Origin of the sequence: Microbacterium sp. NFH-22A-Y (genome assembly GCF_021401375.1) — a bacterium.
Classification (GTDB): Bacteria; Actinomycetota; Actinomycetes; order Actinomycetales; family Microbacteriaceae; genus Microbacterium; species Microbacterium hominis.
Genome location: NZ_JACBGF010000002.1, coordinates 758,194 through 784,074, shown reverse-complemented (window position 1 = coordinate 784,074; position 25,881 = coordinate 758,194). Strand labels below are relative to the sequence as shown.

The 25,881-nt window shown below is 72.2% G+C and carries 24 protein-coding genes and 1 riboswitch; of the genes, 18 read left to right on the top strand and 6 right to left on the bottom strand.

The window, feature by feature from the left end; translation table 11 throughout:
- Positions 1-62: 62 nt before the first annotated feature.
- Both L0965_RS09480 and L0965_RS09475 read right to left on the bottom strand, forming a co-directional pair.
- A complete protein-coding gene (locus L0965_RS09480) occupies positions 63-1,958 on the bottom strand; it encodes an FAD-dependent monooxygenase (RefSeq protein WP_101306779.1) in 1,896 nt (631 codons plus the stop codon).
- Between the two features lie 18 nt (positions 1,959-1,976).
- A complete protein-coding gene (locus L0965_RS09475) occupies positions 1,977-3,365 on the bottom strand; it encodes an MFS transporter (protein ID WP_060960420.1) in 1,389 nt (462 codons plus the stop codon).
- A 112-nt stretch (positions 3,366-3,477) separates the two neighbouring features.
- Between L0965_RS09475 and L0965_RS09470 the strand changes: the two genes are divergently transcribed.
- From L0965_RS09470 to L0965_RS09410, 13 genes are all read left to right on the top strand, one after another.
- On the top strand, positions 3,478-5,022 hold the full coding sequence (locus L0965_RS09470) for a fumarylacetoacetate hydrolase family protein (RefSeq protein ID WP_101306780.1): 1,545 nt from the start codon (positions 3,478-3,480) through the stop codon (positions 5,020-5,022).
- Positions 5,019-5,687, top strand: a complete 669-nt coding sequence (locus tag L0965_RS09465; RefSeq protein ID WP_060960418.1) for a GntR family transcriptional regulator — start codon at positions 5,019-5,021, stop codon at positions 5,685-5,687. Before L0965_RS09470 ends, L0965_RS09465 begins: the two co-directional genes overlap by 4 nt.
- A 22-nt stretch (positions 5,688-5,709) precedes the next feature.
- A complete protein-coding gene (gene hpaE, locus L0965_RS09460; protein ID WP_060960417.1) occupies positions 5,710-7,230 on the top strand; it encodes a 5-carboxymethyl-2-hydroxymuconate semialdehyde dehydrogenase in 1,521 nt (506 codons plus the stop codon).
- A 29-nt stretch (positions 7,231-7,259) separates the two neighbouring features.
- Positions 7,260-8,423 carry a 3,4-dihydroxyphenylacetate 2,3-dioxygenase gene (hpaD, locus tag L0965_RS09455; RefSeq protein WP_101306781.1) on the top strand — a complete coding sequence of 388 codons (1,164 nt, stop codon included), beginning with the start codon at positions 7,260-7,262 and terminating at the stop codon, positions 8,421-8,423.
- A gap of 2 nt (positions 8,424-8,425) precedes the next feature.
- Complete coding sequence (locus L0965_RS09450; RefSeq protein WP_267956662.1) at positions 8,426-9,208, top strand: fumarylacetoacetate hydrolase family protein; 783 nt, start codon at positions 8,426-8,428, stop codon at positions 9,206-9,208.
- Positions 9,193-9,996: an HpcH/HpaI aldolase/citrate lyase family protein gene (locus L0965_RS09445; protein WP_061782589.1), complete on the top strand. Its 804-nt coding sequence runs from the start codon at positions 9,193-9,195 to the stop codon at positions 9,994-9,996. The genes L0965_RS09450 and L0965_RS09445 overlap by 16 nt, the downstream gene beginning before the upstream one ends.
- 160 nt (positions 9,997-10,156) lie before the next feature.
- Positions 10,157-10,954: a transglutaminase family protein gene (locus L0965_RS09440; RefSeq protein WP_061781833.1), complete on the top strand. Its 798-nt coding sequence runs from the start codon at positions 10,157-10,159 to the stop codon at positions 10,952-10,954.
- A 52-nt stretch (positions 10,955-11,006) separates the two neighbouring features.
- Positions 11,007-11,459: a MarR family winged helix-turn-helix transcriptional regulator gene (locus L0965_RS09435; RefSeq protein WP_061781834.1), complete on the top strand. Its 453-nt coding sequence runs from the start codon at positions 11,007-11,009 to the stop codon at positions 11,457-11,459.
- On the top strand, positions 11,456-12,145 hold the full coding sequence (locus tag L0965_RS09430; protein WP_101306782.1) for an NAD(P)H-dependent oxidoreductase: 690 nt from the start codon (positions 11,456-11,458) through the stop codon (positions 12,143-12,145). Before L0965_RS09435 ends, L0965_RS09430 begins: the two co-directional genes overlap by 4 nt.
- A 12-nt stretch (positions 12,146-12,157) precedes the next feature.
- Complete coding sequence (locus L0965_RS09425; RefSeq protein ID WP_101306783.1) at positions 12,158-12,601, top strand: hypothetical protein; 444 nt, start codon at positions 12,158-12,160, stop codon at positions 12,599-12,601.
- A 117-nt stretch (positions 12,602-12,718) separates the two neighbouring features.
- Complete coding sequence (locus L0965_RS09420; RefSeq protein ID WP_101306784.1) at positions 12,719-13,573, top strand: transporter substrate-binding domain-containing protein; 855 nt, start codon at positions 12,719-12,721, stop codon at positions 13,571-13,573.
- Positions 13,574-13,595: 22 nt separating this feature from the next.
- Positions 13,596-14,453, top strand: coding sequence for an amino acid ABC transporter permease (locus tag L0965_RS09415; RefSeq protein WP_101306785.1), 858 nt, complete (start codon positions 13,596-13,598; stop codon positions 14,451-14,453).
- Complete coding sequence (locus L0965_RS09410; RefSeq protein WP_101306786.1) at positions 14,450-15,208, top strand: amino acid ABC transporter ATP-binding protein; 759 nt, start codon at positions 14,450-14,452, stop codon at positions 15,206-15,208. The genes L0965_RS09415 and L0965_RS09410 overlap by 4 nt, the downstream gene beginning before the upstream one ends.
- Positions 15,209-15,245: 37 nt before the next feature.
- On the opposite strand, the gene L0965_RS09405 is transcribed toward L0965_RS09410, so the two are convergent.
- Complete coding sequence (locus L0965_RS09405) at positions 15,246-15,920, bottom strand: GntR family transcriptional regulator (protein WP_234057980.1); 675 nt, start codon at positions 15,918-15,920, stop codon at positions 15,246-15,248.
- Positions 15,901-16,851, bottom strand: a complete 951-nt coding sequence (locus L0965_RS09400; protein WP_101306787.1) for an EamA family transporter — start codon at positions 16,849-16,851, stop codon at positions 15,901-15,903. The genes L0965_RS09405 and L0965_RS09400 overlap by 20 nt, the downstream gene beginning before the upstream one ends.
- Positions 16,852-17,002: 151 nt before the next feature.
- Between L0965_RS09400 and L0965_RS09395 the strand changes: the two genes are divergently transcribed.
- Positions 17,003-17,845, top strand: a complete 843-nt coding sequence (locus L0965_RS09395; RefSeq protein WP_231735159.1) for a cytochrome c oxidase assembly protein — start codon at positions 17,003-17,005, stop codon at positions 17,843-17,845.
- 36 nt (positions 17,846-17,881) lie between these two features.
- Here L0965_RS09395 and L0965_RS09390 read toward each other — a convergent pair whose 3' ends face one another.
- Together L0965_RS09390 and glyA are read right to left on the bottom strand one after the other, a co-directional pair.
- The gene (locus L0965_RS09390; RefSeq protein WP_060960407.1) at positions 17,882-18,766 is read right to left on the bottom strand and encodes a bifunctional methylenetetrahydrofolate dehydrogenase/methenyltetrahydrofolate cyclohydrolase; all 885 of its coding nucleotides are present in this window, start codon (positions 18,764-18,766) and stop codon (positions 17,882-17,884) included.
- A 120-nt stretch (positions 18,767-18,886) separates the two neighbouring features.
- On the bottom strand, positions 18,887-20,161 hold the full coding sequence (glyA, locus tag L0965_RS09385; RefSeq protein WP_061781839.1) for a serine hydroxymethyltransferase: 1,275 nt from the start codon (positions 20,159-20,161) through the stop codon (positions 18,887-18,889).
- Between the two features lie 66 nt (positions 20,162-20,227).
- A riboswitch (ZMP/ZTP riboswitch) is annotated at positions 20,228-20,311 on the bottom strand.
- Between the two features lie 121 nt (positions 20,312-20,432).
- On the opposite strand from glyA, the gene L0965_RS09380 reads away from it, so the two are divergent.
- The 4 genes from L0965_RS09380 (at position 20,433) to L0965_RS09365 (ending at position 25,881) form a co-directional block, all read left to right on the top strand.
- Positions 20,433-22,043, top strand: a complete 1,611-nt coding sequence (locus tag L0965_RS09380) for a family 20 glycosylhydrolase (RefSeq protein WP_101306788.1) — start codon at positions 20,433-20,435, stop codon at positions 22,041-22,043.
- Positions 22,040-23,176, top strand: a complete 1,137-nt coding sequence (gene nagA / locus L0965_RS09375; RefSeq protein WP_101306789.1) for an N-acetylglucosamine-6-phosphate deacetylase — start codon at positions 22,040-22,042, stop codon at positions 23,174-23,176. The genes L0965_RS09380 and nagA overlap by 4 nt, the downstream gene beginning before the upstream one ends.
- 456 nt (positions 23,177-23,632) lie before the next feature.
- Entirely contained in the window at positions 23,633-25,420 is a 1,788-nt protein-coding gene (locus tag L0965_RS09370; protein WP_101306790.1) for a sigma-70 family RNA polymerase sigma factor, read from the top strand.
- A gap of 38 nt (positions 25,421-25,458) precedes the next feature.
- Positions 25,459-25,881, top strand: coding sequence for a YrdB family protein (locus L0965_RS09365; protein ID WP_101306791.1), 423 nt, complete (start codon positions 25,459-25,461; stop codon positions 25,879-25,881).

The following is a 25,881-nucleotide window of genomic DNA, read 5'->3' as shown; positions in this document are numbered from 1 at the left end:
GAGCGAGCGCAGCGAGTCGAGACGCCCCACGCCGGCCGACACCACCGACCCCACGGGGCCGGTCACGCCACGGGCAGCATCCACTCCGCGAAGAACGATGCCAGCTCGTCCGTCGCTTCCAGGGGCAGGACGGCCGCGACGTACTGGTCGGGGCGCACGACGACCAGCACACCGTCCCGCGACAGTCCGCGCGCGTCGAAGATGTCCACGTCGTTCCAGCGGTTCGGTGCTGCGGCGAACACCTTCTCCCAGTCGGTGAGGGCGAGGGCACCGGATCGGGGCCGGAAGATCGCGGGGGCCCGGGTGACGTCGATCTCCTCGAACCCCTCCTGATAGATCACCTTGGCGTCGAAGATCGCGTCGACGTCGCTCCCGTGCGGGGTGTAGCGGCGCACGGGCGAGTCCGGCGCCTCGGCCAGCCACCGCGCGAAGCCGGCGACGGCGGAGTCGGCCCGCGTGCCGGCGGCGTCGGCGAAGGCGTACAGGCGCCAGCGGCCGTCGGCCTTCGCGTGATGACCGAGGTGCACCACGTTGCCGTCCGCCGCGAGCGTCACGGGTGCGCTCTTGAACCGCTTGCCGACGGGGAAGCCCGTCGCGAGGTGCTGGTACGCGTCGCTCGCCACGACGCCCGCACCGACGGTGTAGGTCGTCATGAATCCGGACGGGAACTCGGCCGTCGCCAGGTAGTAGGTCGCGAGGTCGGTGGGGTCGGAGATCTCCTCCGGCTTCCTCGCCATCAACGACGACCACTCCTTGTCGAAGTCGATGAGCTGCTGCGCGACCGGACGCCGTTCGGCGCCGTACGTCGACAGCAGGGATGCCGGGCTCAGCCCGGTGAGCACCGAGCCGAGCTTCCAGCCGAGGTTGAACCCGTCCTGCATCGACACGTTCATGCCCTGTCCGGCCTTGGCGCTGTGGGTGTGGCAGGCATCCCCGGTGAGGAAGACCCGCGGGTCGCGGCCGCCGTCGAGCACGTCGTCGAAGCCGTCGGTGACCCGGTGGCCCACCTCGTACACGCTGTGCCAGGCCACGCTCTTCACATCGAGCGTGTACGGATGGAGGATCTCGCCTGCGCGCCGGATGATCTCCTCGATCGGCGTCTGGCGCACCCGGTGGTCGTCGTCCGCGGCGACCGCGCCGAGATCCACGTAGACGCGGCTGAGATAGCCGCCCTCGCGCGGGATGTGGAGGATGTTGCCCGCTTCGGCGTTGATCGCGCACTTGATGCGCCAGTCGGGGAAGTCGGTCTCGACCAGCACGTCCATGACGCCCCAGGCGTGCTGCGAGATGTCGCCGACGTGCACGCGCCCGATCGCCGCCCGCACGCCGCTGCGCGCCCCGTCGCATCCGACGACGTATCTGGCGCGCACGACCCGCTCGTCTCCCGCGTCCGGCCCGACCACGACCCGCAGCCCCACCTCGACGGGATACTCCCCCGTGTCGTGGACGGTGAGCCCGGTGAACTCGATGCCGTAGTCGGGGACGATCCGCCCGGGCCCGTGGGCCGCCGCCTCGGCGAAGTAGTCGAGCACGCGCGCCTGGTTGACGATGAGGTGCGGGAACTCGCTGATGTCGTACGCGTAGTCGGCGGTGCGCGAACGGCGCACGATGGTGCGCGGGTTCTCGGGGTCGGGCCCCCAGAAGTTCATCCAGCCGATGTTGTAGGCCTCGGCGATGATGCGTTCGGCGAAGCCGAACGCCTGGAACGTCTCGACGCTGCGCGGCTGGATGCCGTCGGCCTGACCGAGCGGCAGGCGTCCGCTGCGCCGCTCCACGATGCGGGTGACGACATCGGGGTACTGCGACAGCTGCGCGGCCAGCAGCATCCCTGCCGGACCCGAGCCCACGATGAGCACGTCGATCTCGTCGGGCAGCGCGGCGGGACGGTCGAGGCCCGTGCCGGCGGCGGGGAGCACCCGCGGATCCTCCGAGACGTACCCGTGGTGATGGAACTGCATCGTCGTCGCCTTTCCGGCTCACGCCTTCGACATGCCGTAGAGGGGACTCACGGCTTGCTCCGCCTCGTGGTCGGGACCGAGCGGGATGCCGCTGCGGTCGCGCAGCAGCAGGGTCGCGACGAGGCCCAGCACCGTCATGCCGGCGAGGTACCAGGTCACGCCCGTGGTCGACCCCGTCGCCTGGACGATCGCCTGGGCGATCGTGGGTGCGAACGCCCCGCCGAGGATGGCCCCGATCGCGTAGGAGATGGAGACTCCCGAGAAGCGGATGGATGCCGGGAACAGCTCGGCGTACAGCGCGGCCTGCGGGCCGTAGGTGAACCCGAGGCCGACGGTGAGGATCACCAGACCGACGGTCAGCGTCACGATCGATCCCGTGTCGACGAGCGGGAACAGGAGGAACACGCCGATCAGCTGCAGCACCCAGCCGATCAGGTAGGTGGTGCGGCGCCCGATGCGGTCGGAGATCCAGCCGGACAGGAACGTGAACAGCAGCCAGGTGATCGCCGACAGGGTGACGGCGCCCAGCACGTCGGCCGTCGCGAGGCCGATCGGCCCCTTGGGGTCGGTGGCGTAGCGCTGGATGTAGCCGCCGGTGGTCATGTAGCCGACGGCGTTGTTGCCGGCGAAGACGAGCGCGGCGACGATCACGAGGAGCGCGTGACGACGGAACAGCTGCACGATCGGCATCCGGGTCTCCTCCTTGCGTTCGGCGAGCTCGGTGAACACGGGGCTCTCCTCGACTCGGCGGCGCACGTAGGAGCCGATGACGATCAGGACGAACGACAGCAGGAACGGCACCCGCCACCCCCACTGCAGGAAGGCCTCCCCCGGCGCGATGAGCGCCATCAGGGCGAGCATGCCCGACGCGAGGAGCAGTCCGAGGGGAACGCCCATCTGCGGCGAGGCGCCGAAGACCCCGCGGCGCGTCTTGGGCGCGTGCTCGACGGCCATGAGCACCGCGCCGCCCCACTCGCCGCCGGCCGAGATGCCCTGGAGGATGCGCAGGAGGACGAGGAGGATCGGCGCGGCCATGCCGATCGCGGCATACGTGGGCAGCAACCCCACGAGCGTCGTCGCGATGCCCATCAGGACGAGCGTCACCATGAGGACGAGGCGGCGGCCGTACTTGTCGCCGAAGTGGCCGGCGAGGAAGGCTCCGAAGGGCCGGAACAGGAAGCTGATGCCCACCGTGATGAACGAGAGCACCTGGGCGAAGCCCTCGCCGGCGGGCGCGAAGAACAGCTGGCCGAAGACGAGGCCGGCCGCCGAGGCGTAGATGAAGAAGTCGTACCACTCGACCGTCGTGCCCACGATGGTGGCGAACACCACCCGGCGGCGATCGGTGTGGGCGGCGATCGTGCCGGTCGGGGTGAACCCGCCGGCCTGGCTCGGGGATGCGCTCATCAGTGTGTGACTCCCGTGTCGTGTGACGTCTCTGTCGTGCGGAGAAGCGATGCTTGCTCCGGTGCGAACGATCATATACGATTTCGGATACGACGCAAGGGCGAGGGAGCTCATGACCATCGACCACCCCACGGTGACTGACAACGACACGGCGGATGCCGTCGACACCCGTTTCGCCGCGCTGCCGAGCCGGCCGGGGAAGATCGTCGCCGTCCACCTCAGCTACGAGTCGCGGGCCGCCCAGCGCGGCCGCCGACCCGCCGCCCCCTCCTACTTCTTCAAGGCGTCCAGCTCCGTCGCCGCCTCGGGCGGTGTCGTGGAACGCCCCGCCGGCACCGAGCTGCTGGCGTTCGAGGGCGAGATCGCGCTCGTCATCGGCACCGCCGCCCGACGGGTGGGCGTGGACGACGCCTGGCGGCACGTCGGCTGGGTCACCGCGGCCAACGACCTCGGCCTCTACGACCTGCGCGCCAACGACAAGGGCTCCAACGTCCGCTCCAAGGGCGGCGACGGGTTCACGCCCATCGGGCCGACGCTGCTGCCCGCCGCCGACCTCGACCCCACCGCCCTCCGCGTGCGCACCTGGGTGGACGGCCGGCTGCGGCAGGAGGGCACCACCGACGACCTCCTCTTCCCGCTCGCGCAGCTCGTCGCCGACCTCTCGCAGCACTTCACGCTGGAGTCCGGCGACATCATCCTGACGGGCACACCGGCCGGCTCCTCCGTCGTCGTCCCCGGCGAGGTCGTCGAGGTCGAAGTCGACGTGCCGGCGACCGGCGCCAGCACCGGGCGCCTGATCACCACGGTGGTCGACGGTCCCGACATCCCGTTCGACGAGACGCTCGGATCGCTGCCGGCCGTCGACGATCTGCAGCGCGAGGAGGCCTGGGGCTCCCGGGAGGCCGCCGGCCTCGCGGGTGACGGCGTGCCGGCTCAGGGTTCCGCCGGGCCGGAGGGCCGCGTCGGAGGGCCGCTGAGCCCGGAGCTGCGCGACAAGCTCCTGCGCACCCCGGTGGCCGCACTGTCGCAGCAGCTGCGCAAGCGGGGACTCGACAACGTCACGATCGACGGCGTGCGCCCGCTGCACCCCGGGAGCAAGCTCGTCGGCACCGCGAAGACGCTGCGGTTCGTCCCGGGCCGCGAAGACCTCTTCGCCAGCCACGGCGGCGGCTACAACGCGCAGAAGCGCGCCTTCGACACCGTCGCGGACGGCGAGGTCATCGTGATCGAGGCCCGCGGCGAGGCGGGGTCGGGAACGCTCGGCGACGTCCTCGCCATCCGCGCCCACGCCCGCGGCGCCGCCGGCATCGTCACGGACGGCGGCGTGCGCGACATCGCCGCCGTGGCGGACGTGGGCATCCCGGTCTACACCGTCGGCGGGCACCCTGCCGTGCTCGGCCGCAAGCACGTGCCCTGGGACGTGGACGTCACGATCGCCTGCGGCGGCACGACCGTGCAGCCCGGCGACATCCTCGTCGGCGATGCCGACGGCGTCATCGTCATCCCTCCGGCACGGGCTCAAGAGATCGCGGACGCGGCGCTCCTCCAGGAGGAGGAGGACGCGTGGATCGCCGCCCGGGTCGCCGAAGGCCATCCCGTGGAGGGCCTGTTCCCGATGAACGCGCACTGGCGCGCCATCTACGAGGAGTCGCGATGACCACGGTCGCCACCGGCAGCAAGTCGGAGATCGCCTACGACTGGATCCGCGAGCGCATCCACCGCCACGAGTACGGGCCCGGCTACCGGCTGGTGCTCGGCGCCATCGCCGCGGAGCTGGAGATGAGCGTGGTGCCGGTGCGCGAGGCGATCCGCCGCCTCGAGGCGGAACATCTGGTCACGTTCGAGAAGAACGTCGGCGCGCGGGTGTCGGTGGTCGACGAGGAGGCCTACGTCCACACGATGCAGACGCTGAGCCTCGTCGAGGGCTACGCGACGCGCCTCGCCGCGCCGTTCGTGACGGCGGACGACCTCGCCGCGGCATCCGAGATCAACGCACGCATGCACCGGCTGCTCGACGACTTCGACGCGCACACGTACACCCAGCTCAACCAGCGCTTCCACGCCGTGCTGTTCGACCGCTGCCCCAACCCGCACATCCTCGACCTCGTCGATCGCGGCTGGTCGCGCCTGGCGGGTCTTCGCGACACCTCCTTCGCGCTCATCCCGGAGCGCCCGCGCCACTCCGTGGAGGAGCACGATCGCATCCTCGACCTCATCCGCGGCCAGGCCGACCCGGACGAGCTGGAGATGTTCACCCGCACCCACCGCCTGCGCACGCTCGACGCGTTCCTGCAGGCCCGACACGACACCCCCGGGCGTTGACCCGCCATCGATCGGAGAGACCATGACCGACACGACGACTCCGGCCCTGGACACGCGGCATGTACCCGCCGACCTGCCCGACCGCATCCGCCACTACATCGACGGACGCTTCGTGGATGCGGTCGACGGCGACACGTTCGAGGTGCTCGAGCCGGTCAGCAACGAGGTCTACGTGCGGGCCGCGGCCGGCAAGAAGGCCGACATCGACCTCGCCGTCGCCGCGGCGCGACGCGCCTTCACCGAGGGGCCCTGGCCGCGGATGCTGCCGCGCGAGCGCTCCCGCATCCTGCACCGCATCGCGGACATCGTCGAGTCGCGCGACGCCCGTCTCGCCGAGCTCGAATCCTTCGACTCGGGCCTTCCCATCACCCAGGCCCTCGGTCAGGCACGGCGGGCCGCGGAGAACTTCCGCTTCTTCGCGGACCTCATCGTCGCCCAGTCCGACGACACCTTCAAGGTGCCGGGCCGGCAGATCAACTACGTCAACCGCAAGCCGATCGGCGTGGCGGGACTGATCACGCCCTGGAACACCCCCTTCATGCTCGAGTCGTGGAAGCTCGGCCCCGCCCTGGCGACCGGCAACACCGTCGTGCTCAAGCCCGCGGAGTTCACGCCGCTGTCGGCATCCCTCTGGGCGGGGATCTTCGAGGAGGCGGGCCTGCCGCAGGGCGTCTTCAACCTCGTCAACGGCCTCGGCGAAGACGCGGGCGACGCCCTCGTGAAGCACCCCGACGTGCCCCTCATCTCCTTCACGGGCGAGAGCCGCACGGGCCAGATCATCTTCGGCAACGCGGCGCCGTTCCTGAAGGGCCTGTCGATGGAGCTCGGCGGCAAGAGCCCGGCGATCGTCTTCGCCGACGCCGACCTGGATGCCGCGATCGACGCGACCATCTTCGGCGTGTTCTCCCTCAACGGCGAGCGCTGCACGGCCGGCAGCCGCATCCTCGTCCAGCGGGGCGTCTACGACGAGTTCGTGGAGCGCTACGCGGCGCAGGCGTCGCGCGTGAAGGTCGGCTACCCGCACGACCCGGCGACCGAGGTCGGCGCGCTCGTGCACCCCGAGCACTTCGCGAAGGTGATGGGCTACGTCGAGATCGGCAAGACCGAGGGGCGCCTGGTCGCCGGAGGCGGACGGCCCGAGGGCTTCGCGTTCGGCAACTTCGTCGCCCCGACGGTGTTCGCCGACGTCGCCCCCGACGCCCGCATCTTCCAGGAGGAGATCTTCGGTCCGGTCGTCGCGATCACGCCGTTCGACACCGACGAGGAGGCCCTCGCGCTCGCCAACGACACGCGCTACGGGCTCGCCGCCTACGTCTGGACCAACGACCTCAGACGCGCGCACAACTTCGCCCAGGCGGTGGAGGCCGGCATGGTCTGGCTCAACTCGAACAACGTCCGCGACCTGCGCACCCCGTTCGGCGGGGTGAAGGCGTCGGGCCTCGGCCACGAGGGCGGCTACCGCTCCATCGACTTCTACACCGACCAGCAGGCCGTGCACATCACGCTCGGCGCGGTCCACAACCCGACATTCGGCAAGAACTGACCCACCCCTCATCACGCAAGGACGCTGACATGACCGACCGCTCGACCATGACGAACACCTCGTCCGGGTTCTTCGTCTCGCCCGAGGCGCCCATCGCCTCGGACAACCCCGTCGCCACCCCGACGTCGCCGGCCCCCGACATCCTGCGCTGCGCCTACATGGAGCTCGTCGTCACCGATCTGGCGCGCTCCCGCGAGTTCTACGTGGACGTCCTGGGGCTGACGGTCACCGAGGAGGACGAGGACACCGTCTACCTGCGCTCGCTCGAGGAGTTCATCCACCACAACCTCGTCCTGCGCCGGGGACCGATCGCCGCCGTGGCCGCGTTCAGCTACCGGGTGCGCTCCGCGGACGACCTCGACCGCGCCGTCGCCTTCTACACCGAGCTCGGCTGCGACGTGCGCCGCAACCCGGAGGGCTTCACGAAGGGCATCGGCGACGCCGTCCGGGTCGTCGACCCCCTCGGCTTCCCGTACGAGTTCTTCTACGAGACGGAGCACGTCGAGCGGCTCGCCTGGCGGTACGACCTGTACACGCCGGGAGCGCTCGTGCGCCTCGACCACTTCAACCAGGTGACGCCCGACGTCCCCCGGGCGGTGCGCCACTACCAGGACCTCGGCTTCCGCGTGACGGAGGACATCCAGGACGAGGAGGGCACGGTCTACGCCGCCTGGATGCGCCGCAAGCCCACCGTGCACGACACGGCGACGACCGGCGGCGACGGCCCGCGGATGCACCACGTCGCGTTCTCGACCCACGAGAAGCACAACATCCTCGCGATCTGCGACAAGCTCGGCGCCCTCCGCCGCAGCGACATGATCGAGCGCGGGCCGGGCCGCCACGGCGTCAGCAACGCGTTCTACCTGTACCTGCGCGACCCCGACGGCCACCGCGTCGAGATCTACACGCAGGACTACTACACCGGCGACCCGGACAACCCCGTCGTCACGTGGGACGTGCACGACAACCAGCGCCGCGACTGGTGGGGCACCCCGGTCGTGCCGTCCTGGTACACCGATGCGTCGCTCGTGCTCGACCTGGACGGCAACCCGCAGCCCGTCGTCACCCGCACCGACGCCTCGGAGATGGCCGTGACGATCGGCGCCGACGGCTTCAGTTACACCCGCGGCGACGACGAGTCGTCACTGCCGGAATGGAAGCAGGGCGAGTACAAGCTGGGCCACCAGCTCTGATCATGGATGCCGAGACCATCGCCGGCCTCGCCGAGGAGCTGGCCGAAGCCGACCGCACCCACACCGTCATCCCCCGGATCACGGCGCGACACCCCGAGGCGACGATCGAGGACTCCTACGCGATCCAGGGCGTCTGGCGCGACCGCATGATCGCGGCCGGACGCACTCTCGTGGGCCGCAAGATCGGACTCACCTCGAAGGCGATGCAGCAGGCCACCGGCATCACCGAGCCCGACTACGGCGTCATGTTCGACGACACCGTCTACCCGACGGGAGCGGCCATCCCGGTGGACCACTTCTCGAACGTGCGCATCGAGGTCGAGCTGGCCTTCGTGCTGAAGACCCCGCTCGCGGGGCCGGGCTGCACGCTCGAGGACGCGCTCGCGGCGATCGACTACGCGGTGCCCGCGCTGGAGGTGCTCAATTCGCACATCGAGCTGGAGGGCCGCACGATCGTCGACACGATCAGCGATAACGCCGCGTACGGCGCGATGGTGCTCGGCGACGTCCATCGCCGGCCCGACGAGATCGACCTGCGCTGGGTGCCCGGCGTGCTCAGCCGCAACGGCGAGATCGAGGAGACGGGTGTCGCCGCCGGCGTCCTCGGCCATCCCGCGGCGGGCGTAGCGTGGCTTGCCGACAAGTTCGCGCAGCACGGTGCCAGACTCGAGGCGGGCGAGATCATCCTCGCCGGGTCGTTCACGCGGCCCATGTGGGTCCGACGCGGCGACGAGGTGCGCTGCGACTTCGGCGAGATGGGGGTCATCGAGTGTCGTTTCGTCTGAGCCCGACCTTCCGCGACCGGCTGGCCGCGGCATCCCGCCCCCTCGCCGGAGGCTGGGTGTGCTCCGGCTCCGCGCTCGTCGCCGAGATCATGGCGGGCTCGGGCCTGGACTGGCTGCTCATCGACATGGAGCACGGGCCGAACACCCTCGCCTCCGTGCGGGAGCAGCTGCAGGCCGTCGAGGGGTCGCCCGCGACGGCGGTGGTGCGCGTGCCGATCGGCGACGTCGTGACCATCAAGCAGGTGCTCGACCTGGGCGCGCAGAACATCCTCGTGCCGATGGTGTCGTCGGCCGCCGAGGCACGCGCCGTCGTGGAGGCCACCCGCTATCCCCCGCGCGGCCGGCGGGGCGTCGGCTCCGCGCTCGCGCGTTCCGCCCGCTGGAACCGCGTCGAGGACTACCTCCCGAACGCCGACGCGTACGTCTCGGTGTTCGTGCAGGTCGAGACGGCCGAGGGCGTCGACGCGGCCGCCGAGATCGCCGCGGTCGACGGCATCGACGGGGTCTTCGTGGGGCCGAGCGACCTGGCCGCCTCGATGGGGCTGCTCGGTCAGCAGACCCATCCCGACGTCACGGCCGCCGTGATCCGCGCCTTCGAGGCGGTGCGGTCGACGGGCACACCCGTGGGCGTCAATGCGTTCGACCCGCGCGTCGCCCAGTCGTATCTGGATGCCGGGGCCGCCTTCGTCCTCGTCGGCGCCGACGTGGCGCTGCTCGCGCGGGGGTCGGAAGCGCTCGCGGCGCGGTGGGTGCCCGCGGCGGACGACACGGTACGCGGCTCGTACTGAGCCGCCCCCGCCCCACCCCCGGTCGTTGAGCGAGCGCAGCGAGTCGAAACGCCCCCACCCCACCCCGGTCGTTGAGCGAGCGCAGCGAGTCGAAACGCCCCCACCCTGCGGCGATGTCAACCCCCGCGCACCCGCCCCCGGCGCGTGCGAGGCTGGGCCCATGCAGAGGACCGTCACCGCACACATCGAGCTGAGCGTCACCGAGCCCGCCGACCTCGTGTTCGCGGTCGCCGTGTCCGCGGCGTACGCCCCGGCATCCGAGGCGCTGAGCGTCAGCGTCGACGGCGCCCCCGTGCCGGTGCGGGAGCTCGCCGACGCGCACGGCGGACGCCTGCACCGCGTGCACGCCCCGACCGGAACGCTCCGGCTCGACTACGGGGCGACGATCGACGGCACGGCCGCGCCGCTGACCGCCGACGAGACCGAGCTGCTGGTCTACGGCCGCCCCAGCCGCTACGCCGAGTCCGACGCGCTCGCGCCCACCGCGGGGGCGGAGTTCGCCGGCATCGACGACGCCGCCGCGCTGCTGCTCGCGGTGTCGTCGTGGGTGGGCACGGAGCTGTCGTACGTGAGCGGATCGAGCCTGCCCACCGACGGCGCCACCCGCACACTGCTCGCCCGCCAGGGCGTGTGCCGCGACTACAGCCACCTGTGCGTCGCCCTGCTGCGCGCCCGCGGCATCCCCGCACGGCTCGTCGCGGTCTACGCACCCGGTCTGGACCCCATGGACTTCCACGCGGTCACGGAGGCCTGGATCGACGGGGCGTGGCGCATCGTCGACGCCACCACCCTGGCGCCGCGAGACACGCTCGTGCGCATCGCGACGGGGCGGGATGCCGCCGACACGGCGTTCCTCAACGTGTTGAGCGGCCGCGCCGACCTCGTCGACGTGCGGGTCACGGCCACCGCCGACGTCCTGCCCGGCGACGACCTCGACCGTCTCGTCCGTCTGCAGTGACCCCCGAGTCAACCAGTTGACACATCACCATGTCAACTGGTTGACTCGTAGCATGGCCGACCGCATCACCGTCACCCTCCACGAGCTCGTGGGCGAGCTCGACCTGTTCGCGGACGCCTGGCTGCGCGAGCGGCACGGGGTGAGCTTCAACCTCTTCGAGGTGCTCGCCACCCTCGCCGAGCGCGCCCCCATCGACATCACGGGCCTCGCCCACTGCCTGCGGGTGACGAAGGCCGCCGTCAGCAAGCGCGTGCCCGCACTCGTCGCCGACGGCTGGATCACGGCCACGCCCGGCGACGGCCGGCGCGTCGTGCTCGCCCTCACCGCCCGTGGGGCGGAGCTGGTGCGCGTCGCGGGCGGAGAGCTCGAAGCGGCGTTCACCGAGATGCTCGCCGACCCCCGTCTCGACCCCGCGCACTCCCCCGCCGGCATCGAGCCCGCCGGCCTCAACGCCCACCTCAGCATCCTCACCGAGATCGTCATCGCGAAAGGTCGCACCACATGAACCGCCGTCTGCTCGTCATCGTCGGCACTCCCCTGCCCGACACCCTCACCCACGCCCTCGCCGGCTCCTACGTCGACGCGGCGCGCGCCGCGGGCGCCGAGGTCCGCGTCATCGACCTCGCACACGATCCCATCCCCGACCACCCGCGCTCGCGCGCCCAACTGCGCGCCCCGCGCGCCGACCGCCCCGACGACCTGCCGCTGGACGCGGACGTCGCCCGCTACCTCGACGACGTGTTCTGGGCCGACCACCTCGTGATCTTCCACCCACAGTGGTGGGGAACGACCCCCGCGGCACTGAAGGCCTTCATCGACCGCGTCTTCCTCTCCGGCGCGACCTTCCGCTATCGCGAGCGCTCGGCGCTGTCCGAGCGCCTCCTCGCGGGGAGGACCGCGCGCATCGTCATGACGATGGACTCGCCGCGCTTCTGGAACCGGCTGGTGTACCGGGGGGCCGCGGAGGCCTCCCTCACGCGCGCGACGCTCGGGTACTGCGGCGTGCGCACCGTCGGCATCTCCCGCTTCACCCCCGTCCGCTTCAGCGACGACACGGCACGGCGCGGCTGGATCGACCGTGTCGCCGACCGCGGGCGGACCGACGCCGCGTCGCGCCGGCGGGCACCGCGCGCGGCGACCGCGGGCGCTGCTGCGGCGGATGCAGAACTCGCCAACTCGTCGCAGACGTGACACGCTGACGGGATGAAGGCCTGGATCGTCCGGTTCGCGTCGCTGTACGCGTTCAACCTCGTCGTGCTGCTGCTGATCGGCCTGCTGACCCCCGCGCGCGTCGGCGTCGCCGCGATCTGGGCCTCGGTCGTGCTCTCCCTCGCCGAGATCGTCGTCAAGCCGATCGCCGAGAAGGGGTTCCGTTCGGCGGCCGCACGGTCGGCCTCCGAACGCACCCGCGCGGGCGAGGCCCTCGTCCAGGGCGCGATCGTGCTGGCGGTCGCGGCCATCGTCTGGGTCATCACCCTCCTGCTGACCCGGGTCAACGCCGGCGGAAGCTGGTTCTGGGCCTCCGTGCTGCCGCCGATCATCATCGCGATCGGCTGGCTGGTGTACGCGAAGATCGACGAGAGGATCGAGGCGCGCGCCGGCCGGTACTACGACCGCGCCGCCGAACGCCTCGGTCGCAAAGAGTGAAGACCTCGTAACAAAGCGTCGCCCGACGCCGCCCCCGCACGCGGGTCCGGCGAAGATGGAGGTCGCGGCATCCGCGCACAGCATCCCGCGTGCCGCCCATCCCATCCGGAGGTCTCCATGACGCGTCCCATCCTGCGCACCGCCCTCGCCGCCACCGCGGCGGCCCTCGCCCTCGTCCTCGCCGGCTGCGCCGGTGACACGGGCGGCACCGCTTCGGGCTCGACGGACGCGGATGCCGGCTACATCACGCCCGGCAAGCTCACCGTCGCCACGGGCGAGACGGCGTACGAGCCCTACGTGTACGACGACGACCCCGCCTCGGGCAAGGGCTTCGAAGCCGCCGTCGCCTACGCCGTGGCGGAGCAGCTCGGCTTCGCCAAGGAGGACGTCGTGTGGGTGCGCACCTCTTTCGAGTCGGCCATCGCCCCGGGGCCGAAGAACTTCGACATCAACATCCAGCAGTACACGATCACCGACGAGCGCAAGCAGGCGGTCGACTTCTCCACGCCGTACTACGAGGCCAGCCAGTCGGTCGTGGCGCTCAAGGGTGGGAAGGCGCAGGGGATCACCGACATCGCGGGCCTCAAGGCGCTCGCGATCGGCGCGATGACCGGCTCGACGAGCGCCGCCACCCTCGAGAAGGCGATCGCCCCGGCCACGGCGCCCTCGCTCTACAACTCCAACGAGGATGCGGTGGCCGCCCTCAAGGCGGGGCAGATCGACGCGATCGTCCTGGACACCCCCACGGCCTACGTCGCCGTCAACGCGCCCTACATCGAGAACTCGTTCGTCGTGGGCGAGCTGCCCGCCGCCGGCATCCCCGACCAGTGGGGACTGCTGCTGGCCAAGGACTCGCCGCTCACCGCGAAGGTGAGCGCGGCCGTCGACACGCTGCGCGAGAACGGCACCCTCGACGAGCTGAAGAAGACGTGGCTGTCGGTGCTGACCGAGGGCGTGCCCCAGCTGCAGTGACCGGCTCGGGTAACGTCGCTCTGTGACCAGTCACTCGACCACCCGCGCGCCGAGCGCGCTCGAGCTCGAGCGGCGCGCCTTCCGGCGCGGCCGCGAGCGCCGGTCGGTGCTCGTCGCGGTCGCCTCGAGCCTCGTGTTCGCCGCGATCGTCTGGGCCACCGTCATCGACACGCCCGGCTGGGCGAGCGTGCAGCGGGCGTTCTTCGATCCGCAGATCGCCCTGCAGTCGTTGCCCAAGATCTGGGACGGGTTCCTCATCAACCTGCAGGTGCTCGGCATCTCGCTGGTCACGGTGTCGGCGGTGGCGCTGGTCATCGCCGTGCTGCGCACCGTCCGCGGTCCGGTATTCTTCCCGCTGCGCGTGCTGGCCGCCGGGTACACCGACCTGTTCCGCGGGCTGCCGTTCATCATCGTGCTCTACCTCATCGGCTTCGGCGTGCCGACGATCATGAACACGCGGATCCCGGTGGTCGTGCTCGGCGTCGTCGCGGTCACGCTCACCTACTCGTCGTACGTCGCCGAGGTGCTGCGCGCCGGCATCGAGGCCGTCCACCCCTCGCAGCGCCTCGCGGCGCGGGCACTCGGGCTCGGCTACGTGCAGACCCTCCGCCGTGTCGTGCTCCCCCAGGCGGTGCGCAAGGTCACCCCGGCGCTGATGAACGACTTCATCTCCATGCAGAAGGACGTGGGCCTCATCTCCATCCTCGGGGCGATCGACGCCATCGCCGCCGCCCGGTCGGCCGCATCGCTGAGCTACAACTTCACGCCGTACGTCGTCGCCGGCATCCTGTTCATCCTGCTGGCGATCCCGACCATCCGTCTCACGGACTGGTACACGGCGCGGCTGCGCGAGCGTGAGCAGCAGGGATCGATCCTGTGACCGGGCCGGCCGACGGCCCCGGCGCGCCCGTGCTGCGCGCCGACGACCTGTGGAAGTCGTTCGGCGACCGCGACGTGCTGCGCGGCGTCTCGGTGTCGCTGTCGGCGCACGAGGTGGTCGCCCTCATCGGCGCCTCGGGGTCGGGAAAGTCCACGCTGCTGCGCTGCCTGGGCCTGCTCGAGCCCATCGACGACGGACGCATCTGGCTGGGCGCGCAGGACATCTCCGACCCGCGCGTCGACGGCAACCGCGTGCGGGCGCGACTGGGCGCCGTGTTCCAGAGCTACAACCTCTTCCCGCACCTGTCCGTGCTCGACAACGTGACCCTCGCGTCGCGCGTCGTGCACCGGATGCCGCGGGCGCAGGCCGAGGACCGCGCGCGCGACCTGCTCGCCCGCGTCGGCCTCGCCGACTTCGCGAAGGCCCACCCCGACCGCCTCTCCGGCGGCCAGCAGCAGCGCGCCGCCATCGTGCGCGCCATCGCGACCGATCCCGAGGTGCTCCTGCTCGACGAGATCACCTCGGCTCTCGATCCGGAGCTCGTCGGCGAGGTGCTCGAACTCGTGCGCGCGCTCGCCGCGGAGGGGACGACGATCCTCATGGCGACCCACGAGATGGCCTTCGCCCGCGACGTCGCCGACCGGGTGGTCTTCCTCGACGACGGCGTCATCGTGGAGGAGGGCGCCGCGGCATCCGTCTTCGCCGCCCCGCAGCACCCGCGCACCCGCGCGTTCCTCTCCCGCTTCTCCGGCTGAGCGGCGGGCGATCCCCCTCGGCCGCGTCAGGGTCGCCTCAGCGGGATGCCGCGGCGGCCCGGGCGGCGCGGATCAGCTGCGTCGAGTGGTCGAGGTGGGCGCGGACGGCCGCGCCGCCGCCCCGGCGGATCTCGTCGACGTACGCGCGGTGCTCGGCGGCCAGCGCGCCGGCACCGTAGTGCGGACGCACGTGCGTGAGCAGGAGGAGCACCTCGGACTCGAGCGCGGCGTGGGCCTGCACGATCCGCGGGCTTCCCGACGCCGCGACGACGGCCCGATGCACGGCGGCGTGGGCGCGGATCGTCGCGGGCCAGTCGGCGCGCGCCTGGGCGTCCGCGAGCTCGTCGATGGCGGCGTCGATCGGCGCGCGCACCTCCGCCGGCCACCGCGCGCCGTGGGTGGCGGAGACCATCCGCACCGCCTCGGACTCCAGGGCCGCCCGCAGCTGCTGCAGCCCGACGAGCTCGTCGTCGTCGAGCGCCGAGACCCGCGCCCCCGCGTAGGGGACGATCTGCACGAGCCGCTCCGCGCCGAGGGTCGCCAGCGCCGCCCGCACGGTGTGACGCGACACGTCGTGGGCGCGGGCGATCTCCTCTTCGCGCAGCGGCGATCCGGGGGCCGCCGCACCCGAGAGGATCTCCGCGCGCAGGGCGTCGGCCAGCCGTGTGTCGGCGGTCGGACGCGACGCCGGCTCACGCCGCCGCGGAGACACGCGACCCCCGTTCGCGCACGGGAACGGCGACGATCGCCAGGCCCACGGCGATGACGATGAGCCCGGCGATCGACGCCGGTGCCAGCTGCTCGTGGAGCACGAGGAGCCCCAGCACCGTCGCGCCGAGCGGCTCGGCGAGGGTCAGGGTCGACACCGTGGCCGGGCTGAGCCGGCGAAGGCCCGCGCCGAACAGCAGGTAGGCGACGGTGACCGTGACCACGCCGAGCCAGAGCGCCAGGGCGATCCCGGCGCTGGTCGCAAGCCACGCGGTCGCCGTCGACAGCAGCACGGGCAGGCTGAGCACGGCGGCGGAGCCGAAGACGGCGCCCATCGCGGCCGGCGCCGTCCAGCCGCGATCGAGCAGCAGCTTGCTCGCGATCGCGTACAGCGCATAGGAGGCCCCCGCCCCCACGGAGGCCGCGACCCCGACGGGCGTGATCGCGGCGACGCCCGTCGCCCCGCCCGAGAACATCCCCGAGACCAGCACGAGACCGAGCACGGCGACGGTCGTCGCGATCAGCCAGCGGATGCCGGAGCGTCGACGACGCACGAGCGCGTCGAGCACGCCTGTGACGACGGGCGCCGACCCCAGGGCCACGACCGTGCCGACGGCGACGCCGTTGAGCCCGGTGCCGGTGAAGAACGTGGGCTGGTAGGCCAGCACGCCGGCCGCGCCCACGACCACGATGACGATGCTCGGCATCCGCCTCCCCGTGCCGGACGGGGCGAGAGCGGCGGGCGGCGCGTCGGCGCGGAACCGCCGGCGCCGGGCGAGGGCGATCAGGCCGAGCAGCCCGCCGCCGATGAGCACGCGCGCCGCGCCGATCGAGACGGCGTCGGCATCCACGTCGGCGAGGGCGCGGGCGGTGCCGGTCGTCGCGAAGCAGAGCGCGGCCACGAGGACGGCGACGACCGAGAGCGAGCGGGACATGGGGCATATTGTTACACAATCCTGCGCCTGGTGACGCGAGGGGAAACCGACCAGGCGCGGCGCACGCTCACCGCCGACGCATAGGCACGCGACCTACGCTGGCCGCACGCCTCCCCTCGATGCCCTTCTCACCACTTGGCGCGCCGACCCCGTGACGATCGCGGTGCTGGTCGGCGCGGCGCTGGTCTACGCCCTCGGGATGCGCCGCGCGGCGCGGCGCGGCGTCGCCTGGCCCGCCCACCGTGCCGTGCTCTTCTTCACGCTCGGCCTGGGCTCGTACGCCGTCATCGAGCTCGGCTTCCTCGGCACGTGGTCGGCCGAGCTCCGCTGGGCATTCGTCGCACGCATCGCGCTGCTGCTGATGGCCGTGCCGGGGCTCGTCTCGCTGGGCCGGCCGCTCGATCTGCTGCGCGCCGGGCTCTCCGCCGACGGACGCCGACGCCTGGATGCGATCCTCGACGGCCGCGTGTTCCGCGTGCTCGGCAACGCGATGTTCGCGACGCTGTTCGTCGCGGTCGTGTTCTGCGTCTTCCTCACCCCGCTCGCCGGCATCCTGCGCACCTCGCCGGTGATCGGCGAGGCGATCGGCGTCGTCGCCCTCGTCATCGGGCTGCTGCTGGTGGTGCCGCTCATGGCGCTCACCGGCATCCACACCAGCACCTTCCTGGCGGTCGAGTTCCTCCTGGCCTTCGTCGAGCTCGTGATCGACTCGATCCCCGGCATCCTGCTGCGCCTCAACGACACCGTCGTCGACGGCGTCGCGGCCGCCACCGGCGCGGGCTGGTGGCCGAATCCGCTGCACGACCAGCATCTCGCCGGCGACCTCCTGTGGTTCATCGCCGAGGTCGCCGACGTGCCGATCCTCATCATCCTGCTCGTGCGCTGGGGGCGCCGCGACCGCGTCGAGGCGGCCGGCTTCGACGCGCTCACCGACGAGGAGCACGACGCGCTCGTGCAGGCGCACCTGCGCGGAGACCGCACGGCCGACGCCTGACCGTCGCGCCGGGCGTTGCGGCCGGAGCCCGCTCGCTCAGGCCGAGACGGCGCGCTCCGCGGCCTCGACGACGTTCGTCATGAGCAGCGCCACGGTCATCGGACCCACCCCGCCGGGGTTCGGCGAGAGCCAGCCCGCGACGTCCTCGACGCCCGGGGCGATGTCGCCGTAGACCTTCGCCTTGCCGGTCTCGGGGTCGCTCTCGCGGGTGACGCCGACGTCGAGCACGGCGGCACCGGGCTTCACGTCCTCCGGGCGCACGAGGTGCTTGACCCCCGCGGCGCCGACGATCACGTCGGCCTGTCGCAGGTAGGAGGGCAGGTCGCGGGTTCCCGTGTGGGTGAGCGTGACCGTCGCGTTGACCGCGCGCCGCGTGAGCAGCAGCCCGATCGAGCGGCCGATGGTGACGCCACGTCCGACGACCACGACGTGCGTGCCGGCGAGGGCGAACCCGTTGCGCTCCAGCAGCTCGATCACCGCGCGCGGCGTGCACGGCAGCGGCGAGGTGATCTCGTCGTTGACGTTGAGCACGAGCTTGCCGAGGTTGGTCGGGTGCAGGCCGTCGGCATCCTTCGCGGGGTCGATCCGCTCGAGGATGCGATCGGTGTCGAGGTGTCGCGGCAGCGGGAGCTGGACGATGTAGCCGTGGCAGGTCGGGTCGGCGTTGAGGCGGTCGATCTCGGCCTCGACCTCCTCCTGTGTGGCCTCGGCGGGCAGCTCGACCTGGATCGAGTTCATGCCGATCGCCTCGGACTCGCGGTGCTTCATCCCCACGTACAGCTGGGATGCCGGGTCGGCGCCGACGAGCACCGTCGCGATGCCGGGGGTCACGCCCAGCGCCTTCAGCTTCGCGACCCGCTCGGCCAGCTCCGCCTTGATCGCCGCGGCGGTCGCCCGCCCGTCGAGTTTCTGTGCCGTCATGTTCTCTCCTCAGAAATCGTCCCGCGAGAAACCACTCCCGCACCGAGACACACGTCGGCAGACGGTGTCTCGGTGCGAAGGTGGTGTCTCGCAGACAGGGGATGCCGGAATGGCGAGCCGTTACTGGGCGAGGCCGGGGTACAGCGGGAACGCGGCGGTCAGCGCCGCCACGCGGGTGCGCAGGGCCTCGACGTCGGCGTCCGGAAGCAGCGCGAGCGCGATGACGTCGGCGACCTCGGTGAACTCGGCGTCGCCGAAGCCGCGGGTCGCGAGCGCCGGGGTGCCGATGCGCAGACCCGACGTCACCATCGGCGGTCGCGGGTCGTTGGGCACCGCGTTGCGGTTGACGGTGATGTGGATCTCGTGCAGCAGGTCTTCGGCCTGCTTGCCGTCGATCGCGGCGTCGCGGAGGTCGACGAGTACAAGGTGCACGTCGGTGCCGCCGGAGCGCACCGAGATCCCGGCATCCTTCACGTCCTGCTGCGACAGGCGCTCGGCGAGGATCGCCGCACCGCGCACGACGCGCTCCTGGCGCTCCTTGAACTCCGGGGTCGCGGCGAGCTTGAACGCGGTCGCCTTCGCGGCGATGACGTGCATGAGCGGGCCGCCCTGCTGGCCCGGGAAGACGGCCGAGTTGATCTTCTTCGCGAGATCGGCGTCGTTGGTGAGGATGAAGCCCGAGCGGGGGCCGCCGATCGTCTTGTGCACCGTCGAGCTCACGACGTGCGCGTGCGGCACCGGCGACGGGTGCAGACCCGCGGCGACGAGACCGGCGAAGTGCGCCATGTCGACCCACAGCAGCGCGCCCACCTTGTCGGCGATGGCGCGGAAGCGGGCGAAGTCGAGCTGGCGCGGGTAGGCCGACCAGCCGGCGATGATGACCTTCGGCTGGTGCTCGACGGCGAGGCGCTCGACCTCGTCCATGTCGATCGTCGAGGTCTCGGGGTCGACGCCGTAGGCGACGATGTTGTAGAGCCGGCCGGAGAAGTTGATCTTCATGCCGTGCGTCAGGTGGCCGCCGTGGTCGAGCGAGAGGCCCAGCAGGGTGTCGCCGGGGCGCGCGATCGCGTGCAGCACGGCCGCGTTGGCGGAGGCGCCCGAGTGCGGCTGGACGTTCGCGAACTCGGCGCCGAACAGGGCCTTGGCGCGCTGGATGGCGAGCTCCTCGGCGACGTCGACCTCCTCGCAGCCGCCGTAGTAGCGACGGCCGGGGTAACCCTCGGCGTACTTGTTCGTCAGCACCGAGCCCTGCGACTGCAGCACGGAGACGGGGACGAAGTTCTCCGAGGCGATCATCTCGAGGTAGCCGCGCTGACGCTCGAGCTCACGCTCGAGGACCTGCGCGATCTCGGGGTCGACCTCGGCGAGCGGGGCGTTGAAGTAGGGATCGGTCATGACGGTCTCCTGCCATTCGTCGGGTGGATGCCGGTGTGCGCTGCGCGCACGCCGCTGTATCAAACGAAGGCCGGCCCAGGCGTGCGGTCGATTGCCGTGATCGTCGCTCCCCGATGGTGACCCACCTCAACGCCAGTCGCGACAGTGCGAGCATATCGGATGCGGCGACCCGGGCACACGGCTAAGCTGGCCCCGCCGGATTTGTTAGGGCTCCTTACAGAGCACATCGCCCCTGGTCTCGGTCCCGACACCCGCGCAGAATGGAGAGACCGTGTCGCAGCCCGCCCTCGTCCCCGCCCCCGCGCGGCTCGTCGTCGCCGACAGCGCCCCCTTCCTGCTCACGAGCGACGTCGCGATCCTCGCCGAGACGGAGGCCGCCACGCCCGCCGCCGCGCTGCGCCGGCTGATCGAGGTGCGCACCGGCATCCCGCTGACCTCCACGGCGGCCGCCGGCGTCGCGTCGGGTCGCAGCATCCGCCTGGCGCTCGGCCACGACGGGCCCGCCGAGTCGTACCGGCTGCGCAGCGGCGAGAGCGCCGTCGAGGTGGTCGGCGCCGACGCCGCGGGCCTCTTCTACGGCGTGCAGACGCTCGTGCAGGCGATCTCGGTCGGGCCCGCGGGGGCGCATGTCGCGGCGATGGAGATCGACGACGCCCCCCGTTTCGCCTATCGCGGGGTGATGCTCGACGTCGCCCGCCACTTCCTCGACGTCGAGACCGTGTGCGGATACATCGACCGGGCGGCGGGTCTGAAGTTCAACGCGCTGCACCTGCACCTGACCGACGACCAGGGCTGGCGGCTGCAGCTGGAATCCCGACCGCTGCTCACCCAGAAGGCGGCGACGACAGCGGTCGGCGGTGACGCCGGGGGCTTCTACACGCACGACGACTACCGCGCCATCGTCGCGTACGCCACCGCCCGTCACATGATCGTGGTGCCGGAGATCGACGGCCCGAGCCACACGCACGCGGTCTCGCTCGCCTACCCCGAGCTGTGCGAGGAGCCGGTGCTGAGCGCCGAACTGGAGGAGCTCGCGCAGGCGGACGGCAGCGCACTGCCCGTCAGCGGCACCCCGTACGAGGGCATCGGGGTGGGGTTCTCGTCGCTGCGCATCCGCGACGAGCGGACCTACGCCTTCCTCGCCGACGTCCTCACCGAGCTGGCGGCCCTCACGCCCGGGCCCTACCTGCACATCGGCGGCGACGAGGCGCTCGGGACGGACGCCGAGGACTACGCCCACTACATCGAGCGCACCTCGCGCCTCGTGCTCGACGCCGGCAAGACCCCCATCGCCTGGCACGAGGCGGGGGCCTCCCCCACCCTCGCCGCGGGCACGATCGGGCAGTACTGGGGTTTCGTGTCTCCCACCGACGGCATGGACGAGAAGACCCGCGGGTTCGTCCGTCGCGGCGGACAGGTGATCCTCTCCCCCGCCGACGCGATCTATCTCGACATGAAGTTCGACCCCGACTCGCCGCTCGGACTCACCTGGGCGCACGGTGTGACCACCGTCCGTCGCGCCTACGACTGGGACCCCGCCCGCGTCGTCGACGGCATCGGCGACGACGACATCCTCGGCGTCGAAGCGCCGCTGTGGGGCGAGACCGCCCGCACGGCCGACGACATGGACGCCCTCGCCTTCCCGCGCATCGCCGCCGCCGCGGAGGCGGCGTGGTCGCCCGCCCTCGGGGCGACGCCCCTGCGATCCTGGGAGTCGTTCCGCACCCGCGTCGGCGGACTCGGTCCCCTGTGGGCGGCGCTCGGCATCCGCTTCACCACCTCGCCCGAGATCGACTGGATGCCCGTCGCGGCCGCCCCGGCCCGCGATGCCGGCCGCGGCGAAGGACCGCTCAGCGAGGCGGCCGACGGGGGGACGGCATGACGACGGTGATCCGCGCCGTCCGGCTCGTCGACGGGGGCGCCGCCACCGACGACGCCTGGATCGCGTTCGCCGACGGACGCGTCCGCGACCGCGGCACGGGCGACGGGTGGCGCGCGGTCGCGGCGGACCGTGTCATCGACGGCGCGGGCGGCGTGCTCACGCCCGGTTTCATCGACATCCACGGACACGGCGGCGGCGGCGCGTCGTTCGACGACGGCGCCGAGGCGATCGCCACGGCCCGCGCGCTGCACCGCGCCCACGGCACGACCCGCGCCGTGGTGTCACTCGTCACGGCATCCCTCGACGACCTCGCCGCACGGGTCGCCGTCGTCGCCGGGCTCGCCGCGGCCGACGCGACGATCCTCGGCTCGCACCTCGAGGGGCCGTTCCTCGACGTCGGCCACAAGGGCGCCCACACCCCGGGCCTGCTGCGTCCGCCGGATGCCGCGGGCGTCGCACGCCTCATCGATGCCGGGCGCGGCACCGTGCGGCAGGTGACGCTCGCCCCCGAGCTTCCCGGCGGGCTCGCCGCCGTGTCGCAGTTCGCCGCGGCGGGTGTCGCGGTCGCCGTCGGGCACACGAACGCGACGGAGGACGAGGCGTTCGCCGCCTTCGACGCGGGCGCGACGATCCTGACGCACGCGTTCAACGCCATGCCCGGCATCCACCACCGCGAGCCCGGACCCGTCGTCGCAGCCCTGCGCGACGAGCGCGTCACGCTGGAGATCATCGCGGACGGGGTGCACGTGCATCCGGATGTCGTGGCGCTCGCGTTCACGCAGGCGCCCGGTCGCATCGCCCTCATCACCGATGCGATGGCCGCCGCCGGCGCCGCCGACGGCCACTACACGCTGGGCGGACTCGCCGTCACGGTGACCGACGGCACCGCGCGTCTCGACGTCGGCGGTGCGATCGCGGGATCGACCCTCACCCAGGACGCCGCCCTGCGCCTCGCGGTGCGCGCGGGTGTCCCGCTGGCCACCGCGGTCGGCGCGCTCACGCACGTCCCGGCGCGGGCCGTCGGCGTCGCGGACCGGTTCGGTTCGCTCGCCGTGGGCCGCGCCGCCGACGCCGTGCTGCTCGATGAGCGGTTGACGGTGCGGTCGGTGTGGGTCGACGGCATCCCCGTCTGACCCCGCCGGCGCCCCACCCGAACCGGCACCGTCGACGAAGCTCTCGACGAGAAGCGGGGCGGACGGCGCCCCCACGCCGTCCGCCCCGCTCTACCCCCTCCACCGGTACCGCGCAGGTCCTCCCCCGAGATCCCGCGCTTCCGGTCCGTGGCCACGGATCGCTCCGTTCCCCTGGCCGTTCCCGACCGCGCTGCTCCTGAATCCCCCTGGAGAGCACGTGTCGGGAAGCCCTTCACCAGTAAGAGAGCGGGACTCACGCGGTCTATTACGCGAGTTGCGAGATTTTTCTCGACCTTTTTGCGGGAGCATGCCGGCGGCGTGTTCCGGCCATCGGCCGTTGCCCAGCCGGACCTGCGAAAATGCGGGTGGGATGACGCGACCCGCGTCATAATCCGCCGCCGCGAGCGTCTCTCTCGATGAAGACGAACGACACGCCCGCCTCGACAGGACACCGCCATGGACACCCCCGATCAGCCGCGCCCCGACGTGGCCGACGTCGCCGACGCCGACCTCGTGCTGCGCACGCGTTCCGGCGACCGGCAGGCGTTCGCCGAACTGTGGCGCCGCCACTACCGTTCGGGGCTGACGGTCGCGTCGTCGATCACCTCGAGTTTCGACGCCGACGATCTGGTCCAGGAGGCGTATTCGCGCATCTATCAGGCCATCGCCAAGGGCGGCGGGCCCACGGGCTCCTTCCGCGCGTACCTGTTCACGAGCATCCGCAACACCGCGGCCGGCTGGGGCCGCGCCCGCCGTGAGACGGCGATCGACGAGCTCGAAGCACTCCCCGATCCGGATGCCGACGCGCACGCCACCGATGAGGCGCTCGATCGGAGCCTCACGCATCGCGCGTTTCGCAGCCTTCCGACCCGCTGGCAGGAGGTGCTCTGGTACACCGAGATCGAGCAGATGAAGCCGGCCGAGATCGCCCCTCTGCTGGGCATGAAGGCCACCGCCGTCGCGCAGCTCGCCTTCCGCGCGCGCGAAGGGCTCCGCGAGGCGTGGATCCAGGCCCACCTGCAGAGCGTCACCGACGGCTCCGACTGCCAGTGGACGATCGAGCGCCTCGGCGCGTACGCGCGCAACAACCTCGGCACGCGTGACCACAAGAAGCTCGAGGCGCACCTGGCGGAGTGCGCGCGCTGCACCATCGTCGCCGCCGAGGCCACCGAGGTCTCGCACCGTCTGGCCCTGGTGCTCCTGCCGCTGACGATCGGCGCCGGCGCCGCGACCGCCTACCTCGCCACCCTCCAGGGCGGCTCCGCACCGTTGGTCGCCCTCGCGGCGGGCGCCTCGGGCACCGTGCCGGGCGCGGTGACCGTGGGCCCCGGATCGGCCCCGGTGATGGGGGCGGCCGGCGCAGCCGGCGCCGGATCGGGAGCGGCCGGCGGTGGCGGTACGGGCGGAGCGGGCGGCTCGGCGGGCGCCGCGGCCGGCGGCTCGGCGGCGGCCGGGGGCGGCGGACTCGCCGCCGGAGCCGTGGTCGGGCTGGTCGCGGCCGGTGTGCTCGTCGCCGGTGCGGCCGTGGCTGCCGCGATCGTCGTGCCCCAGGTGATCGCGAACAGCGCCTCCGCTCCGGCCGACGGTTCGGGCACGACCGGCGCAGGAGCGAGCGACGGCGGGGATGCCGCAGCCGCCCCGCCCGCTGCGGCGCCCACACCGAGCACCCTGCCCTCCGCCGATCCCACGTCGACGCCGGTGCCCACGGCATCCGTGCGGCCCGACACCGTCTCGACGTCCGCGCCGACGCGCCGTGCCACGCCGACCGCGCCCGCCGCCCCGGCGGCCCCGCCGGCGACCCCGACGCCGGCCCCATCACCGACCCCGAGCGCGACGCCCACCCCGTCGCCGACCCCGAGCGCGACGCCGACCCCGACACCGACACCGACACCGACACCCACACCCACACCGACCCCCACACCGACACCGACGCCCACGCCCACGCCCACGGCAGACCCCTCGCCGCGGTTCGTCAGCGGCGAGTTCACGCCGAGCCCCGACACTCCGCTGACGGGCACTCTCGACCTGGTCGTCACGGGAACACCGGGCGAGACGGTCCGACTGGTCGTCGGGGGGATCGAGCGCGGTCGCCAGGTCTTGAACGAAGACGGCCGGACGACCTTCTCCTTCTCCGCGGTCTACCGGGAGATCCTGCACGCGCCGGCCACGATCCAGTACGTCGACGGCGAGCGACTGGGCCCGGAGTACACCGTCTTCCTCTGGGGCCCGCCTCCCGCCCCCTGAGCCGCAGCCCACCCCGGCCCCCGCGTAAACTGACAGGCATGTCCGACCTGCCGCCCGTACGCCCCGCCGCCCCCGAAGCTCCGCGCGCGGACAGCGGTGCCGGCGCTCTTCCGGCGGGCGTGCGACCGTCGCTCGACGCGCTCGACGTGCTCGCGTTCCTGACCGAGCTGTTCGCGTTCATCACGCTCGCGGTCTGGGGGTTCACGGCGTGGCCGTTCCCGTGGAACATCGTCGCCGGAATCGGCACGCCGCTGATCGCGATCCTCCTGTGGGCCCTGTTCGTCTCCCCGCGCGCGGTGTTCGCGGTGCACCCGTTCGTGCGCGCGCTGGTCGAGCTGCTCGTGTACGCGTCCGCGACCATCGTGTGGTGGACCAGCGGCAACGCCTGGATCGGCGTCGCCTACGCGGTCGTCGCCGTCACGGTCGGGCTCGTCGTCGGTCGGCGACGCCTCGCCGCCTAG